Annotated in this window: 14 protein-coding genes and 3 pseudogenes; 7 read left to right on the top strand and 10 right to left on the bottom strand. The window is 60.1% G+C overall.

Translation table 11 applies throughout. The annotated features are described in order from the left end of the window. The 3 genes and pseudogenes from NKH41_RS27135 to NKH41_RS27125 all read right to left on the bottom strand — a co-directional run bounded on the left by NKH41_RS27135 (position 1) and on the right by NKH41_RS27125 (position 3,770). Positions 1-936: an ABC transporter permease gene (locus tag NKH41_RS27135; protein WP_352466286.1), complete on the bottom strand. Its 936-nt coding sequence runs from the start codon at positions 934-936 to the stop codon at positions 1-3. 9 nt (positions 937-945) lie between these two features. Then, positions 946-2,463 carry an ABC transporter substrate-binding protein gene (locus NKH41_RS27130; protein WP_502901344.1) on the bottom strand — a complete coding sequence of 506 codons (1,518 nt, stop codon included), beginning with the start codon at positions 2,461-2,463 and terminating at the stop codon, positions 946-948. A gap of 97 nt (positions 2,464-2,560) precedes the next feature. Next, positions 2,561-3,770: pseudogene (locus tag NKH41_RS27125) on the bottom strand (trans-sulfuration enzyme family protein). A gap of 100 nt (positions 3,771-3,870) precedes the next feature. Here NKH41_RS27125 and NKH41_RS27120 point away from each other — a divergent pair. After that, positions 3,871-4,773, top strand: coding sequence for a LysR substrate-binding domain-containing protein (locus tag NKH41_RS27120; protein WP_352515817.1), 903 nt, complete (start codon positions 3,871-3,873; stop codon positions 4,771-4,773). Positions 4,774-4,830: 57 nt separating this feature from the next. Here the strand turns inward: NKH41_RS27120 and NKH41_RS27115 are convergent, their stop codons facing one another. From NKH41_RS27115 to NKH41_RS27105, 3 genes and pseudogenes are all read right to left on the bottom strand, one after another. Continuing rightward, positions 4,831-5,592, bottom strand: coding sequence for a recombinase zinc ribbon domain-containing protein (locus NKH41_RS27115; protein WP_352547723.1), 762 nt, complete (start codon positions 5,590-5,592; stop codon positions 4,831-4,833). 60 nt (positions 5,593-5,652) lie between these two features. Continuing rightward, positions 5,653-6,504, bottom strand: a pseudogene (locus NKH41_RS27110) (recombinase family protein); the annotation flags it as partial. A gap of 24 nt (positions 6,505-6,528) precedes the next feature. Continuing rightward, positions 6,529-6,684, bottom strand: a complete 156-nt coding sequence (locus NKH41_RS27105) for a hypothetical protein (protein ID WP_156948310.1) — start codon at positions 6,682-6,684, stop codon at positions 6,529-6,531. A 114-nt stretch (positions 6,685-6,798) separates the two neighbouring features. Between NKH41_RS27105 and NKH41_RS27100 the strand changes: the two genes are divergently transcribed. Both NKH41_RS27100 and NKH41_RS27095 read left to right on the top strand, forming a co-directional pair. Next, positions 6,799-7,377, top strand: coding sequence for a putative toxin-antitoxin system toxin component, PIN family (locus NKH41_RS27100; protein ID WP_245278760.1), 579 nt, complete (start codon positions 6,799-6,801; stop codon positions 7,375-7,377). Then, positions 7,374-7,625 (top strand): hypothetical protein, encoded by a 252-nt coding sequence (locus NKH41_RS27095; protein WP_023722511.1) that lies wholly within the window; start codon positions 7,374-7,376, stop codon positions 7,623-7,625. The genes NKH41_RS27100 and NKH41_RS27095 overlap by 4 nt, the downstream gene beginning before the upstream one ends. Positions 7,626-7,707: 82 nt before the next feature. On the opposite strand, the gene NKH41_RS34245 is transcribed toward NKH41_RS27095, so the two are convergent. Continuing rightward, positions 7,708-8,136, bottom strand: a complete 429-nt coding sequence (locus tag NKH41_RS34245; RefSeq protein WP_023722512.1) for a Y4oE-related protein — start codon at positions 8,134-8,136, stop codon at positions 7,708-7,710. A gap of 111 nt (positions 8,137-8,247) precedes the next feature. Beyond that, the gene (locus NKH41_RS27090; protein ID WP_023722513.1) at positions 8,248-8,754 is read right to left on the bottom strand and encodes a hypothetical protein; all 507 of its coding nucleotides are present in this window, start codon (positions 8,752-8,754) and stop codon (positions 8,248-8,250) included. 21 nt (positions 8,755-8,775) lie between these two features. Between NKH41_RS27090 and NKH41_RS27085 the strand changes: the two are divergent. Beyond that, positions 8,776-9,011 (top strand): annotated as a pseudogene (locus NKH41_RS27085) (helix-turn-helix domain-containing protein). Positions 9,012-9,351: 340 nt separating this feature from the next. Here NKH41_RS27085 and NKH41_RS27080 read toward each other — a convergent pair. Beyond that, positions 9,352-10,068 carry a pentapeptide repeat-containing protein gene (locus NKH41_RS27080; RefSeq protein ID WP_352547711.1) on the bottom strand — a complete coding sequence of 239 codons (717 nt, stop codon included), beginning with the start codon at positions 10,066-10,068 and terminating at the stop codon, positions 9,352-9,354. Between the two features lie 1,024 nt (positions 10,069-11,092). Between NKH41_RS27080 and NKH41_RS27075 the strand changes: the two genes are divergently transcribed. From NKH41_RS27075 to tnpC, 3 genes are all read left to right on the top strand, one after another. Next, positions 11,093-11,305 carry a DUF982 domain-containing protein gene (locus NKH41_RS27075; RefSeq protein WP_352466278.1) on the top strand — a complete coding sequence of 71 codons (213 nt, stop codon included), beginning with the start codon at positions 11,093-11,095 and terminating at the stop codon, positions 11,303-11,305. 96 nt (positions 11,306-11,401) lie between these two features. Beyond that, positions 11,402-11,746 (top strand): IS66 family insertion sequence element accessory protein TnpB, encoded by a 345-nt coding sequence (gene tnpB, locus NKH41_RS27070; RefSeq protein ID WP_023722957.1) that lies wholly within the window; start codon positions 11,402-11,404, stop codon positions 11,744-11,746. A 76-nt stretch (positions 11,747-11,822) separates the two neighbouring features. Further along, a complete protein-coding gene (gene tnpC, locus NKH41_RS27065; RefSeq protein WP_352547709.1) occupies positions 11,823-13,463 on the top strand; it encodes an IS66 family transposase in 1,641 nt (546 codons plus the stop codon). Positions 13,464-14,379: 916 nt separating this feature from the next. Here tnpC and NKH41_RS27060 read toward each other — a convergent pair. After that, a complete protein-coding gene (locus tag NKH41_RS27060; RefSeq protein ID WP_031195385.1) occupies positions 14,380-15,375 on the bottom strand; it encodes a response regulator in 996 nt (331 codons plus the stop codon). Between the last annotated feature and the right edge of the window lie 4 nt (positions 15,376-15,379).

Below are 15,379 nucleotides of genomic sequence, written 5' to 3'. Positions count from 1 at the left end.
TCAGCTCCTTTGAAGTCTAAGGCGCGGATCGGTCAGCGTAATGCAGATGTCGACCACGACGTTCAGGATGATGAAGAACGTGATGAAGACCAGAAGGCAGGCCTGCACGACCATGAAGTCGCGGAATCTCACCCCGGTCAGGAAGAGGTCGCCGATGCCCTGCCAAGCGAACAGAGGTTCGACAACGACCGCGCCCACGACCATCGTCCCGATCTGCGTTCCCAAGGCGTTCAAGTACGTCGGCGCGATGTTCGGGATCGCGTCGCGAACCAGAATACTCGTCCTTGACAGTCCTTTGCTCATGGCCGTTAGGACATAGGGTTTGGCCATCGCCTCCTCGAAGCCAACTCGGACGACGCGGCTCAGAACTGCTGCGGGAAGAAATCCCAGAGTGAGCCATGGAAGCACCCAACTGACGGGTCCGGCAAACCCGAAGGTCGGAAAGACGTGCCACGTGACCGAAAAGGCGTAGACCAGCAGTGCTCCGACGAAGAAGGACGGAGTCGAAGCGCCCAGAAGAGCGCTCCCTCGGGTGACCACGTCTGGCGCCCTATGTGCCCAGAGCGCGCCTACGAAGCCGACGAACAGGCTCAGCAAGAAAGCCACGACCGCTCCGCCCGCAACGAGGGTGGCGGTCGCGGCAAGGCGGCTCTTGAGGGACGCGCCGACCGCCTCGCCCGTCTTGTAGGAAATGCCGAAGTCGCCGTGGATCGCTCCGTTCAGCCAGAAGCCGTAGCGTTCGAGAAGCGGCTTGTTGAGCCCCAATTCCTCCTCGACCTTGGCGATATCGGCTTTGGTGGCCGTCGGCGTCCGCAGCTCGGCGATGAGTATCGCCACGTTGCCCGGAGCGGATACCACGAGCGCGAAGCATAGAACGGACGCCAGAAACAGCAACAAGACTGCGTTGCGGGCCCTTTTAGCGATGAAGGCGAACACGGCCGTATCCTACTCCGCCAGTGTGATATTCTCGTAGGGCATGTCGTACTCGGTCGCGGGGCTCTGGAAGCCCTTCACCCGAGCGGCATGCGCCCATATGCCCGGAACGAAGAGCAGCGGCGCGATGGCGTCGTTGTCGTGCAGCCAGTCATAGACCTTCTGCAGAGCTGCTTCCATCTCGCCTTCGGGCGCTGACATCGCGGCGAGCACCAACGGATCGAGGTGCTCGGGGTCGATGAAGAGCTTGCCGTCCACGCCGTTGTCATAGGTGGATAGGAACAGGCCCACCACAGTCCCGAAAGGTTCGTATGGCGCGCCGAACGTCTGGAAGAAAGCGAGATCGAACTTGCGCTCCGGAATGTCGCTGTGCCGCGACGCATGATCCACCGAGCGGATCGTGAGCGTGACGCCAATCTCCTGGAGCTCGGACTGGATCACTTCCGCGACGGATCGGGACCCCGGTACTTGCTCCTCGCTAACGACCAGTTCAATGGCAAGGTCCTTGCCGTCCTTCTGCCTGACAGGCCCCCCGACCCAGCCTGCCTCCTCGAGCAGCGACTTTGCGGTCTCGGTATCCCGCCTAGGCACATCGAAGCGCTTCCCCGAATACGGAACGGTTTCGGAGAACAGGTTGCCAGTGGAGGTCGCCAGACCGCGGTAAAGCACTTGCGAGATCGCAGCCCGGTCGATGCCGAGGTTGATCGCCTTGCGGACTTTCGGGTCCCTCAGCGCTTCGACGCGGGAAGTGTTGAAGGCCATAATCATTGTGGTGGTGCCGGGATCGATGACGACATCGATGCCCGCTCCCTTCAGCGTCTCTGCTTCCGTTGCGGTCAAAGGCGACACAAACGCTCCGCCGATCAGATCCACGTCGCCCGCGCGCAACGCTGCCATGCGGCCGCGCGAGTCCGGAAGGACTTTTACCTCAAGATATTTGAAAGAGGGCTTGTCACCCCAGTAGGCGTCGAAGCGCTCGAAGGCACTGCCCTCATTCCCGGCAGTCGCTTGATGCCACGGTCCCGTGCCGACGGGTGCCTTATAGCTACCGTCCCCAGAGACCGACTTGGGGCTGAGGAGCCTGACTGGCCGGACGTAAGCGAACTCCTGGAGCAGGCCGAGGACCGGTTCCTTGAACCGGACGTTGACGTGATCATCGTCGACGATGTCCGTTCCGGCGTAAAGCCGGGACGAATTCATCCAGTTGTTCGCTTCGAGTCCGATCCACCTCTTCAGGTTCCATTCCACCGCCGCGGCGTCGAACGGAGTGCCGTCGTGGAAAGTCACGCCCTTGCGCAAGGTGAGCTTAAGCAGCCTGCCCCCGTCTTCGACCGACCATTCGGTCGCCAGCCCTGGCTCGATCTTACCGTCATGGCCGTATTTAACCAGCGGCTCGAAAACGACGTCCTGAACGCCCCACAGGCCGGTGTATTTGTGAGGATTGATATCCCCGGCGGGCTTGGCGATCGCGATGCGAAGCGTGTCCTTAACCTCTGATGCCGCAACGATTGACGGCAGGATGGAGGATATCGCCGAAACTCCCAGCAGTTTTGAGACGCCCGCCAGGAAGGAGCGCCTGTCTAAATTCGTTGTTGTTGTTCATTGTCATTCCCCTTTTTGTGTTCACTCACAGCATTGATTGCCGGATGTTTTCTTTGCCGAACCGCTCGTCGTCGATCCGTGCTTGGATTTGGGCCAACATTTTCTCGAGATCGGCCATGAGTTCGTCGTGCGATTCCAACCCCACGCTGAACCGCAGAAGGAGGTCCTGCCCACTCCAAGTCGTCGCGGAGCGGTTGCTCTTCACGGGCATGGGGGCAACGAGGCTGCGTGTCCCACCCCACGAGGCGCCGATGGCGAACGTCTCTAGCGTATTGAGCGCCTCCGGCACGTGCGGCAGTGCTTCGGGAACCAATTCCACGCTGAACACTCCGCTCGCGCCGAGGAAGTCGCGCTTCCAGAATTCGTGCCCGGGAGAAGACGGCAGGGCGGGGTAGAGCACACGCTCGACGGCTGGGTGGCCGCGGAACCAGTTGATCATCGCCGTCGCGCCGTCGTGCGCGTGTTTCATTCGCACGCCAAGAGTCTCCATGCCCCGCAACACCAAAGAGGCGTCGTCGGGGGAAACACCGATCCCGGCGCGCCCCATAGTCGCCTTGAGCGCGTTGAAAAGCTGCTCGGAAGCCACCGTGATCGATCCCATCAGCACGTCGGAATGGCCCGAGATATATTTGGTGAGCGCTTCGGTCACGATGTCGGCCCCATGTACGAGGGGCTTGAAGTTAAGAGGGGTCGCCCAGGTGTTGTCGAATCCGACGAGCGCGCCGTGCCGATGCGCGATCTCGGCAATCCGCGGCAGATCCTGGACTTCCATGGTCGCCGGGGGACTCGCACCACACCAGTTTCGTGTTCCCGTCGATCCGATGTTCGAGCCCCTCGGGCGAAGTGGGATCGTAGTACTCCGCTCGGACGCCAAACTTTGCCAGATCGGTGTTCACAAAATCACGGACCGGGGGATAGGCCGTGTCCGCCACCAGTACCTTGTTTCCGGCATTGAGGACGGCGAGCATTGCGATTGCGTTTGCGGCCTGGCCCGATGGCGCGAGAAGCGTCCGGTGACCCTGCTCGAGCTGAGTGATCTTTTGCTCCAGTGTACGCGTCGTCGGGGTGCCGTAGAGGCCGTAGGAATAGCCGTCAGGCCCTCGCTGGCCGCGAGTGGCGTAGGCTGCGGCATCCGCGAATACGATCGTCGAAGCCCGATGGACGGCTGCACCCAGAGCCTCGAAGCCGTCTGTTTTGACTTTGGGGGTCACAACGCATTGAGTGAGATCGTTCATGCTTGCTCCTCATGTGTTGGAGACAGTTACAGCATGACAAAACCTATTCCGTCCAATATCAAGATCGGGATGTGCTATTCTCTCAGGTTATAGGTGCGCCATGAATCTTCGCCAGATCGAGGTCTTCCACGCCGTGATGACGATTGGAACCGCCTCACGCGCCGCGGAGATACTACGCATCTCACAACCTGCGGTGAGCAAGGCCGTCCAAGAACTGGAGCGCGACATCGGTTTCGCGCTCTTCCACCGCATCAAAGGACGGATGTCGCCGACGGCAGAAGGCAACCTGTTTTTCAGGGAAGTGGAGACCTCATTCTCCGGCCTCATCCATTTGAAAGGGGCCGCGGCGCGGATTCGCGACTTCGGTTCGGGGGAAATCCGGATCGCAAGTCTCTCCGCATTAAGTACGAATGTAATGCCAAAGGCATTAAAGGCATTTCAACACCGTCACCCTGACGTTGCGATCACCTTTCAGGCAAGGCTATCCTCGGAAGTCAAAGAACTCGTCGCCTCCGGCCAGTTCGACGTCGGCCTGGCGGCGGACGAGATCGATCTTGCGGGCGTCGAAGCCCACCCATTCCGGAACTACCGGGTCGCGATCGCCATGCCCAGGGGCCATCCGCTAGAGGGGAGGGAAGTGATCCGTCCCGCCGATCTCCATGGGCAGGCCTTCATCGCGTTGGCTCCGGAGGACACTACGAGACGGGAAGCAGAGGCCATCTTCGCTGATCACGGCATCAAGCCCAAAGTGGTTCTAGAAACCCCCTATTCCACCACCATCTGCTCGATGGTCAATGCGGGGCTTGGATGCGGAATGGTCAATCCTTTAACTGCCCTTCCCTATCTCAACGGAAACCTCAGCCTCCGTCCATTTCTCCCGGGAATCTCCTTCCGAACTCTTCTGTTGTTGCCACCCAACCGACGTCCATCGAGAGTAGTTAGCGACTTTATCGAGCAGCTGATGCGTATCGCATTGGAAATTGATGGGGCTGTCCAAACTTGACTTCACTTTCGTGAACGTCGGCTTCTGGGCCCCATGCCGTCACCCGCCAGGCCGCAATTAGGATAGCGCGCCTCGCTCAGCCGCAGCAGCGAAATTGTAACTGGGAGTTCGATGAGTGTGGGGAAGGCGGTAGCGCTCTCCCGCTACCATCACTGCAGCGCTAGGCGCTGTTCCTGGTTTACGATTTGGCAGGTTGAGAAGCTCCGCCAGCGCACCGCGAACTTTCAGCTCAACCTGTCCCCTACCCTCCGTCGGAATGATCTCGATCCCCGTGACCAGTGAGCGGATGATCCTCGCCGCCTGGTGCCGCTCACACTCGTCGGATTGCAACGCGTCCTGGAGCTCGGATACTTGCCGACGGTAAACCGTTACCGCAGCCGGATGAAACTCCGCAATGCTTTCCGCGGCCGCCATCGCCTGTAGCTCTCGGGCTAGATTCTCCTTTTCGCGCTCGAGGTCCAGTAGCTTCGATTTCATGCTGGTCGTCGCGACACCGTCAGCGATAGCATCGACGACGTTAGCGATCTGCCTGTCGATGCCGGCATGCCGCCTTTCGACTTCCCTTTGCCGCTCGCGGTTCATGGCGTTCAGTCGCTTATGCTCAGCATGATATTCAGCAAGGAAGCCCGCAATGGCATCTGGCGCCAGCAAGCGCCGCTGGATGCCTTCCAGCACACGCTTCTCAAGCTCGCCAACACGGATCGTTCTGTTATTGGTACAAGTGCCTTTCTCACGGTGCGCGGCACAAGCAAGCTGGTTCCTGTTCTTCACCGTATAGGAAGCGCCACAGCAGCCGCACCGCACGAGCCCCGAGAACATGTGCTTCGGCCGTCGGCGGTGATGGAGTTTCATGCCTCCATAAAGCTTCTTGCGGGCTTGCACTGCATCCCATAGCTCATCGTCGATGATACGCAGATGCGGCACTTCAACGACCTGCCAGGTTTCCGGCAGATTCGGCCGCGAGATGCGCTTCCCAGTCTCGGGATCCTTGCGCATTTGAAGACGATTGAAGACGAGCAGCCCGATTTAGGCTTCGTTGTAGAGAAAGCCGCTTCTCCGCTTGAGATTGCCATTGATGGTCGAGGCGCCCCACGCACCCCCAAAGGGTGATGGGATACCTTCCCTGTTGAGGCCTGCAGCTATCGTACGCGCCGATTGACCAGCCGCGAATTCCCGAAAAATCCGACGCACGACCTCGGCTTGATCCTCATCGATCTCGCGCAGACGGCGGATCGGTTCGCCGCGTTCATCGAGTTTTTTGACCACGCGATAGCCGTAAGAGAGGCCGCCGGCGTTGTAGCCGTTCAATATGCGGCCGCTTTGGCCCCGCCTGATCTTGGCGGCTAGGTCGCGCAGGAACAACGCGTTCATCGTTCCTTTCAGGCCCACGTGCAGTTCGTCCACGGCGCCCTCAGAGAGAGTGACGATCCTGACACCGGCAAAGCGCAGTCGCTTAAAGAGGCCGGCTACGTCCTCCTGGTCGCGTGACAAGCGATCGAGTGCCTCGGCTAGAACGATCTCAAATTGCCCGCTTTGAGCATCGGCGAGAAGCCGCTGGATGTCTGGTCGACGGATGACGCTTGAGCCGGATATCGCGGCATCGACATAGGTTTCAACGACAGTCCACCTCTCCCTGGCCGCGAGCTCTCGGCAAAGCCGCAGCTGATCCTCGATAGAGGCTTCGCGCTGGTTGTCGGATGAGTAACGAGCATACAGCGCGACACGGGTCATGAACCGCTCCTCTTCCTCTCTTTGTTAATGGCCGCCGCCGTCCCCACCCTCCCCTTCTGACGGTGTTTTTTCAAGAGGATGAACTTTGTTGTCGTTGGCCCCCTGCAATTCCTCGAAATGCTCCCGAGCAACCCGCCGACCCAACAAACGGGCGATCGACAGGACGGCTCGTTCAGCCATGTCTCGTGCCGACATCTCAGCCCTGTAGTCATGGCTTGCGCTGTCGCTCCCAGGTTTGGCCTCGTCCACCATGGCATGCCCGCTCTTCTGTGTAGATCAAGGGCATTGAGCGGCGTGATGATCAGCAAGACAAGTTCAGTTGCGGCGCGGTCGTACGGTGGCGTGCAAATACTTGCGCGCTGCGATTTGGGAATTCCGAAACCAAGCCAAACTGCCAAAGCTCGAGCCTCTTGCAATATCGCACGCAATATCCAATATGCTTGCGTGAGACTGCTTCTCGATACGGCGACCATGGTGGCGGCGATCCGAAGCGATGCCGGCGCTTCGCGCCAACTGTTGGTGGCAGCTTTGGAGCGCCGGCTGACGCTGATCGCTTCGGTGCCGTTGATGATCGAGTACCAGGCGGTCATGACAAGGCCTGAGCACCTTGAGGCTTCCTGCCTGTCGGCTGGGGATGTGAACGCGTTGCTCGATGCGGTGGCGGCCGTCGCCGAGCCGGTTCGCCTTGTCTTCCTTTGGCGACCCGCCGTTCGCGACCCGGACGACGACATGGTGCTGGAAGCTGCGGTAAACGGACTGGCGGATGCTATAGTGACGTTCAACCTACGCGACTTCGGCAAAGTGGCCGAGCGCTTCGGTATCTTGGTCCTGTCGCCGGGCGAGGCGCTGAGACGATTGGAGAGAAAGACATGAGGAGAAGCAATTTCGCACTGCGGCTTCAGCTCTCGCTTCTGGATGAGGCGCGCAAGGTGGCGGAGAGCGAAGGCGTGCCGCTCAACCAGTTCATTAACGTGGCAGTCGCTGAGAAGCTTTCGGCGCTGCGCACGGAAAGTTACTTTCAGGAACGCGCTGCCCGTGCCGACCTTCCCAAGGCGCTGCATATCCTGAAACGGGCCGGCAAAGGGAAGGCGCCGATCAAGGGCGACGAATTGCCGGAGTAATGTACCCCGAGGGGTAGAGCGGTACGGCTCGTACCGGAGTTTTGCCTGCGTCCAAAGCGGCCGCCGGGCCGAAGACTGCCGGTCAAGGCTGGCGCAGCACGCGCCACAGCGATGCGGCTCTGGCCTTGACGGGCTGACTTCGGTCCGGCGTTCTCTCGACAAGCGGGCAGTTCTCTTGCCGGACATAATCTCCCCATCTATCGGGAAGAGTCTGGACGAGCCTTGCCGGACGCTGCTTCCGCCACGGCATTGGGCGAACCCGCTTGAAGAGGGCGAATACCCGAAACCAGAATCGATACTCCTGTGTCCGCCCGTCGCAATACGCCGACACGGCGCACCAGGCGATTGCGGTTGCGGCTGGCTTTCCCCACAGGGCTGTCGCTGCCTCTGCAGCTTCAGGCACGGTCCATTTCTGCACGGCGGCATCGCGGTTGAAGGCATCCAGCAGATCGGGATCGCTCACCGCCGGATGGTGAGATGCCGCAAGAGTGCTCTGCGCTGGCAATTCCATGGCGGTTGAAGGGTGACGTGAGGCAGACGCTTCGCCGCAAGTTGAGGGGTTCTCGGCTGACGCCGGAAGTTGGGTTGGATGGGCTTCATAGCTCGCCTCCTTCTTCGTCTTTCAGGCGCGGAAACAGCAGCCAGCCCGCCGCTTGCCGAGCTTGCGACGCTGCTCGCCGCGAATGAACTGTTCCGGCATCGTCTGCTCGGCGATGAGCACCAGATCGCTGAGCGCCGAGCGGATTTGCGGCCAGGGGAACACGGAGCATTCCTCCCAGGCTTCGCCCTCGCGCAACACGGCATCGAGCTTGCCCGCCACACCGGCGAGAGTCGTAGCGGGGGTCGTTGAGAACGCTTCCAGCAGATCCTGTGCCCGGTCGCCAGCCTCGCACTCGGCCTTGAGCGCGGCGGTGTAACCAGCCTCCTCGGCAGCTGCATCCCAGCGAGCCTGATGTGCCGCAAAATCAGCTTCGGCCTTCTCGCGGAGAGCTGCCATATCCGGCCCCTCGCCGAGCACTTCATTGAGCGCCTCGATCGAGTGGACCGCCACGTCCTCACCCTCGGGCACGCAGACGGTCGCACAAGGAAAGCCGACGCCGATATTGAAAAAGCGGCTATGGATCAACAAGAATCGTATCACGGTTACGAAATGAATGCAGTTCAGTGCAAAATGGCACGTGTCGCGTTGGGCTGGGGAACTCGAGAGTTAGCCCTAAACGCAAACGTATTTCCCGATACCATCGCGCGGTTGGAAAGAGGCGAACAGCTAAAGAATTCAACCCTCGCCGAAATTCGTGCAGTCTTCGAAGCGTCCGGGATCGAATTCATTCCAGAGAAGGTGGCGGCGCTGGTGTTCGCTTGTCACAGCGTTCCGCTGGCGCATGACAATCGGCTTTTTTGAGCCGCCGCACATGTGCGGCTAGCGGCCCAAATGGGCGCTTCAGCGCCAACAGGCGAACCAACACGTACGTCCGCAATGGGCCTGATCCCGGACCTTCGCACCGAGCTCTCACATGTCCGCTCGCGTGCTGGGTACCCTAGCGGCGGACGGTCTGCTCGGCCCCATTTCTGCCGCCTCGGACCGCGTGGGTAGTGGGAGAAATACGGCCCGATTCCATTCATCCGCTCCCGGCTGTCGCAAAAGTTGTATAGCGCAAACGATGACATAGGGGTTCTCAGTTTCATCCTGTCGGGCGCAGCATTGCCGCAGTTCGCTTGCCGACAACTATTCCTGCTGGAATTGACAGGGCCAATCTTCAGGCCTCGTCAAGCCAGAAGGCAACTCGGTCCGGGCGTCTCCGCAAGCCATGTTGAGCTGCCACTGGGACAGACCCACCGAATTGGAAAGGTCGACGCCCTCGATACGGGTCAGAAAGAAAAAGGCGCGGTCAAAGTCTATCGGCGCGGTGAACGTCGCTCCCCGGAAGTCCGCCCGTGCGAGATTGGCAAACGAGAAGCGGCTGCCGCTGATATCGGCGTCATGGAACTGGGCACGCCCCAATTCTGCCTTTGTGAAATCAACATTGGTCAGATTGGCGCCCTGGAAATTCGAGCGCTGTATTTCTGCGCTCGCAAACACAGCGCCCTGCGCGTCCATACGGCTGAAGTCGGTCCTGTAGGCCTCGATTCTGTCGAACCGGGCGCCTTTGGCGGTCGAGTCGGCCAGGGAAGCACGCACAAGCGTTGCCTTCTCAAGATTTGCCGCAAGGAGATTGCTGTTCCTGAGGTCGGTCGAAGTGAAATCAACACCGAACAGGTTCGCCCCGCTCAGGTCCTGTCCTTCTAGGATGAGAAGCTTCTTGTCACACTCGTGCCAATTGACGCCAGGCGTCGCGGCTGCGTCGCAATTTTGAGCGGCAGTGGCGTTCTGCCAAGCAAACACAGTGCAAACCGCTAGAACCAAGCCGGACGCGCCGTGAGCTCTGGTTCGTCTCAAAGTCATTGTTGCTGGACCTCTGCCACTCGCCGACACTCAACCTTACCACATCTGCTGACACTCGAGCCACGGTGACCACCGCCGTCACAGTTGGCGCATTTCTCATATTCAAGCTTTGATGTTAATCAACCGATCAACCCGCGCGTAGGGCGCGATTTGCGAGCGCCTCCCCATATCATCGGCGGTCCAGCAGAGATTCATTTGTCACAGGCCAGGCGCTTCATTCCGCAGGTATGCTTGACTAAGCCGAGGAGAGCGGTCGTTCAGGATGGCGCGGTCGCGTGCCAAGATTGGCCTCCGCTCTGGACGTTTGTCTCGCTAATGAGGAGCCTGCTCGGGTGCTGATCGCCACCGCCGGCGTCCGCTGCCGACAAGCGTGAATCCGCTTGGTTCCGCACCGGTCGGTACTTCCCGACGGCGAGGTTGACCCGGCACGGGGTGCTCGTCGCGTATCCTGATTCCGCTGTCGCATGAACCCCACGACTTCGCTTAGCGAGGCCGAAGTTGATCTCTGCCATCTACCAGGTCCAACCATCGACCCCGCATATTTGTGTCGTAAGCTGACGTGCCGCGAATACCCGTTTTCGGTAGGCGGGCTTTATGGCGGGCGCCCAACCTATTCTTGTATTTTTATTGATCTAAACAATGACTTATGGCGGTGAGGGAGGATTCGAACTCCGCGCTTGGAAGAGCGTCCTTCTCGTCCTCACCGTGCAGGCCGGTTACTCTGGGCGGCAGAGTGCCCTTCCGCGCTTCGTTTCCGATATCAGCGCCGGCAACTGACCAAGGCATAGCGGGCTCGTAACGATAAGGACGGTTCTCGCCATTTGAGGACCGCAACGGGTTGGCGAGTCTAGTCTGAGCGATCAAGCCCGCGCTCTGGACGAGGTCCCATCCTCACAGAATGTTCGCCCACCGGGCCAAACGTGACGCAACGGAACGGATGGTTCACCCGTAAGGTCTTGGGGAGATTGCGAAAGGAGACCAGCATATGACCTGCGAACGAGACGTCGGCACGTTCGAAGAGCCCGTGACCGTTTTGCTGTCCTCGGGCAAAGTCAGTGTTTCGAGCACCCGCGAAGCCGCCGAAATGCTGCTTTACCGCTGGCCCATTGGAGAAACCGGGCGCCGCATCCAGGCTCGCATGGCGTGCATGAAGGTGCTCGGCGGCGGCAGCGCACCGGAGGTAGCGCGCGTGGCATTTCTCAACGCCGCCAAGGAAGCGAAAATCCTGACTGCTTGACATCTCGTCAACGCGTGCCCCACCACTGTCCATCGTGCATCACTCTTGCAGCGGCCATTACATTTGTGCAAACATCGTGCGTCGATCTCGCAAGGCATGATCGCTTCCGGTGTGGTGGTTTACGTGTCGTGCCAGCCGGTCGACTTCCGCAAGGGCGCGGCAGCTTTGATGGCGCTGGTCAGGGATGGTGGCCTGGACCCGTTCTCGGGGGCGCTTCACGTATTCCGTTCGAAGCGTGCGGACCGGGTTCGCATCGTGTGGTGGGACGGCAGCGGGGTTTGTCTTTATTCGAAGACTCTGGAAGATCACAGCTTCTGCTGGTCTGCGATATCGGCCGCGCGCATGCGTCTCGACCACGCCCAGCTGATGGCGCTTCTGGCCGGGTTAGACTGGAAAAAGATCCGTCCGGCCAGGATCAGGCGGCCGTTATCGACGGGCTGAAACCGGCCTGCGGCAAGATGAATCATGCGGCTGGAACGGTTGGGAAAGCGGCTGTTTTTGTGCTTTGCTGCCTGCCATGGTTCTACCGGGTCTTGCCCTTCCCGACGACGTTGATGCGCTGAAGGCGATGATCCTTTCCATGGCTCGCGAGCAGGCTGCGAGCGAGGCCCGGATCGTAGTCGCCGAAGCTCGGATCGCAGCCTCCGAGGCGGAGGTCGCCCGGCTGAAGGCCGTCGAGAAGAGCGCCAACGAGCGGATTGCCAATCTCACGTCGATCCTGAAGGTTTTGCAGCGCACGCAACATGGCACGCGTTCCGAGCGGCTACGCCTGGCCATCGACGACGAGCAGGCCTCCTTTGCCTTCGAAGAGGTCGAGACCGGCCTTTCTGCGATCCGCAGCGAACTCGATCACGCAGTCAAGGGCAAGCCAAAGCGCGCAGCGCGTCCACGCAAGGGTTTTGCAGCTCATCTCGAACGCATCGAGGAAGTTATCGAGCCGGAAATCCCGGGCGACTGCGAGGGGCTGGAAAAGGTTCTGATCCGCGAGGATCGATCCGAGCGGTTGGACGTCGTGCCGCCGAAGTTCCGGGTCATCGTCACGCGCCGTCCCAAATACGCTTTCCGGGGCCGTGACGGCGTGGTCCAGGCTCTGGCGTCGGCGCACATCGTTGAAAGCGGCCTGCCGACGGAGCGGCTGCTCGCCTATATCGCCGTGTCGAAATACGCCGACGGCCTTCCGCTTTACCGGCAGGAGACGATCTATCTGCGCGATGGCGTTGAACTCAGCCGGTCGTTGATGGCGCAGTGGATGGGGCACCTGGGCTTCGAGTTGCAGATGCTCGCCGATTACATCCTTGAGCGCGTCAAGGAGGGCGAAAGGGTCTTCGCCGACGAGACGACCTTGCCCACCCTTGCCCCCGGAGCGGGGAAAACCACGAAAGCCTGGCTATGGGCCTACGCACGGGATGATCGACCCTATGGCGGAACCAGTCCGCCAATGGTTGCCTATCGTTTTGAAGACAGCAGAGGCGCGGATTGCGTGGCGCGCCACCTCGCCGGATTCAGCGGCATCCTGCAAGTGGATGGCTACTCGGCCTATACCAACCTGGTCAAGGCACGGGCCAAAGCCGGCAGCAATGAAACAATCCGGCTCGCCGGCTGCTGGGCTCACCTGCGGCGCAAATTCTACGACCTGCACATCAGCGGGATCTCGCAGGCCGCGACGGATTCGATCATCGCCATGACCGAATTGTGGAAGGTCGAGGACGAGGTTCGCGGCAAGGATGCCGGAAGCCGCGCCGCGCTCCGTCAGGAAAAGTCCGTGGCCATTGTCGCGAGCCTCTTCGATCTATGGGAAGCGGAACTGGGCAAGGTCTCCGGAAAATCCAAGACCGCCGAGGCGATCCGCTACGCGCTCACCCGGCGGGAGGCGCTGGAACGCTTTCTGATGGACGGTCGCATCGAAATCGACTCCAATATCGTCGAGCGTGCAATCAGGCCCCAGACGATCACGCGAAAGAATAGTCTATTCGCCGGCGGCCAAGGCGGTGGACGAACCTGGGCTACGGTAGCCACCTTGCTGCAATCCTGCAAAATGAACAGCGTCGATCCGCTCGACTGGCTCTCCCAGACCTTGACCCGCATCGCTCAAGGCTGGCCGGCATCCGAGATCGAAATGCTCATGCCTTGGAACTTTAGGCCTGACGTTATCGGCTGACCGCTTACGCGCGATCAGCCTATCACGTACGATTTGGCTTTGCAGGCGATGCGGCTGGCCCGCGGCTGCTGACTAGAAGCGATCGGCCGAACCAAAGAAGAGGCGCTCCCTTGTTTCGCGCCGTATCCCCATCTAGCCTGCACTATTGTCAGTTGAGGTGACGGGTATGAAACAGAATCAGGTTGGCATTCAGCGATCATTCGCAAGCAACGCATTGGCCATCGGGCTTTTGATATCGAGCATATCTCTGGCAGGGTGCACTACAGTCTCAAATAGCGGTGCGGATGGTCGACGCCGCCGTCCGGCACCTATACGGATATTGTCGTTGTGACGGTCACCTTTTGAGATAGGCGCATGGAGCCGGCGCTTGCTGGGGATTGCCCAGGCCCGGCACGATGCTCCGCCCGACCCCCTACTCGTGCCGGGCACACTCCTCCGGCTCGTTAGTCACTGCTCTCAAGCGGCTCCCCTATCTCGAAGACGCTCCCGCGTGCTGAGCAGGCGGTTGATCAATTGACAAGCAGCGTGTGATCGTAAGGTTTCGCCAGCAGTGGTCCTCCATCGCACCAGCCTCCCGCATCGGCTGCGGCGTCCGATACCCTGACGTGAGGATCACCTTCACGCAAGGAGATCGGTGGGCGTATCCGGGCGGGCGCGTTGCGCAAGTCTATTTCGCGCCAAAAGGGGCGAGGGATGTCCTAGATTAGACTGGACCAGCCGCATAAGCGTCGGAGGCGTACCCGTCGAAAACGAACTCGTGTTTGAGGTTCCGGTCCGCGGAACAGCAGTTATCCAGAAATGGAACTGACTTTGAACTGTTTCGCTTGCCCGGTTGACAATCGAGGGGTCCCGTTCGGCGATCACCAAGCCTTTAAACTGCACGAGCTGTAAGCCCGTCCGTAAAGCACCCTTACCTTTAGTCGTAATACACGACACGGTCCCGTCCTTCCGACTTGGCGCGGAAGAGCGCCAGATCGGCCGCCTTGATGAGGTCATTTGGCGTGTGGTTCTCATCAGGCACCATGGTTGCAACACCGACGCTGATTGTCACCCGCTCAGAACCGTGTGGAATGCTCAAGGCTCGCACGCTCTGCACGAGCCGCTCGGCCATAGCGCCCGACTGCGCCTGCAAAATATCGACCACCACCACGACGAACTCTTCGCCGCCGTAGCGCGCCGCGAGATCGGTCGAGCGGTTGCAACTGCTTTGGATTACACTGGCGACCTGCTTCAGCACCTCGTCGCCTGCCATGTGGCCATAGGTGTCGTTGTAGCGCTTGAAGTGATCGGCATCGATCATAAACAACGACAGCGGGCTCTTCGTGCGGACCGCGCGCTTCCATTCCGCCGCGAGATATTCATCGAAGTAGCGCCGGTTTCCCAGACCTGTGAGACCGTCAATCCGTGTGAGACGTTCCAGCTCGAGATTCGCGCGCATTAATTGCCGCTGGCTTTCTCGCAGGGCCCTGTATGCCTCCTCTCGCTGAACGTGGTCAAGATAGGCCCGGGAGTGATAACGGACACGAGCGACCAACTCGATACGGTCCGGCAGTTTGACCAAATAGTCGTTCGCTCCGGCCTCGAATGCCTCGCCCTTGATGGCCGGATCTTCTTTACTTGACAGCACGATGACGGGGACAGAATGCGTCGAGGAATTCTTTCGGTATTGCCGTACCAAGTCCAGCCCATCAACGCCCGGCATGACAAGATCCTGCAGGATGACCGTTGGCTTCACTTCGTCGGCAACTGTAGTCGCTTTGAGCGGATCGGTGCAGAAGTGGAAATCTATGTCCGGCTGGTTTGCGAGCGCGCGCCGGACCGCTTCACAGATCATTATCTGGTCGTCCACCAGCAGAACCATTGACGAGTAATTGTCTGCCAGGGGTGAGACGAGATTGGATTTGCCCGTCATAGAA

It is taken from the genome of Mesorhizobium sp. M1169, assembly GCF_040318345.1.
Lineage (GTDB): Bacteria > Pseudomonadota > Alphaproteobacteria > Rhizobiales > Rhizobiaceae > Mesorhizobium.
Note: the sequence above shows the minus strand (reverse complement) of the source record. Positions and strands in the feature narration are given on the sequence as shown.

Bases quoted from the DNA above. Each gene is read 5' to 3' on its own strand.
- NKH41_RS27115 (WP_352547723.1), bottom strand. From the start codon at position 5,592: ATGTTCTCGGGGCTCGTGCGGTGCGGCTGCTGTGGCGCTTCCTATACG.
- NKH41_RS27080 (WP_352547711.1), bottom strand. From the start codon at position 10,068: ATGACTTTGAGACGAACCAGAGCTCACGGCGCGTCCGGCTTGGTTCTA.
- NKH41_RS34245 (WP_023722512.1), bottom strand. From the start codon at position 8,136: ATGGAATTGCCAGCGCAGAGCACTCTTGCGGCATCTCACCATCCGGCG.
- tnpB (WP_023722957.1), top strand. From the start codon at position 11,402: ATGATCGCTTCCGGTGTGGTGGTTTACGTGTCGTGCCAGCCGGTCGAC.
- NKH41_RS27060 (WP_031195385.1), bottom strand. From the start codon at position 15,375: ATGACGGGCAAATCCAATCTCGTCTCACCCCTGGCAGACAATTACTCG.
- tnpC (WP_352547709.1), top strand. From the start codon at position 11,823: ATGGTTCTACCGGGTCTTGCCCTTCCCGACGACGTTGATGCGCTGAAG.
- NKH41_RS27120 (WP_352515817.1), top strand. From the start codon at position 3,871: ATGAATCTTCGCCAGATCGAGGTCTTCCACGCCGTGATGACGATTGGA.
- NKH41_RS27095 (WP_023722511.1), top strand. From the start codon at position 7,374: ATGAGGAGAAGCAATTTCGCACTGCGGCTTCAGCTCTCGCTTCTGGAT.
- NKH41_RS27105 (WP_156948310.1), bottom strand. From the start codon at position 6,684: ATGGCTGAACGAGCCGTCCTGTCGATCGCCCGTTTGTTGGGTCGGCGG.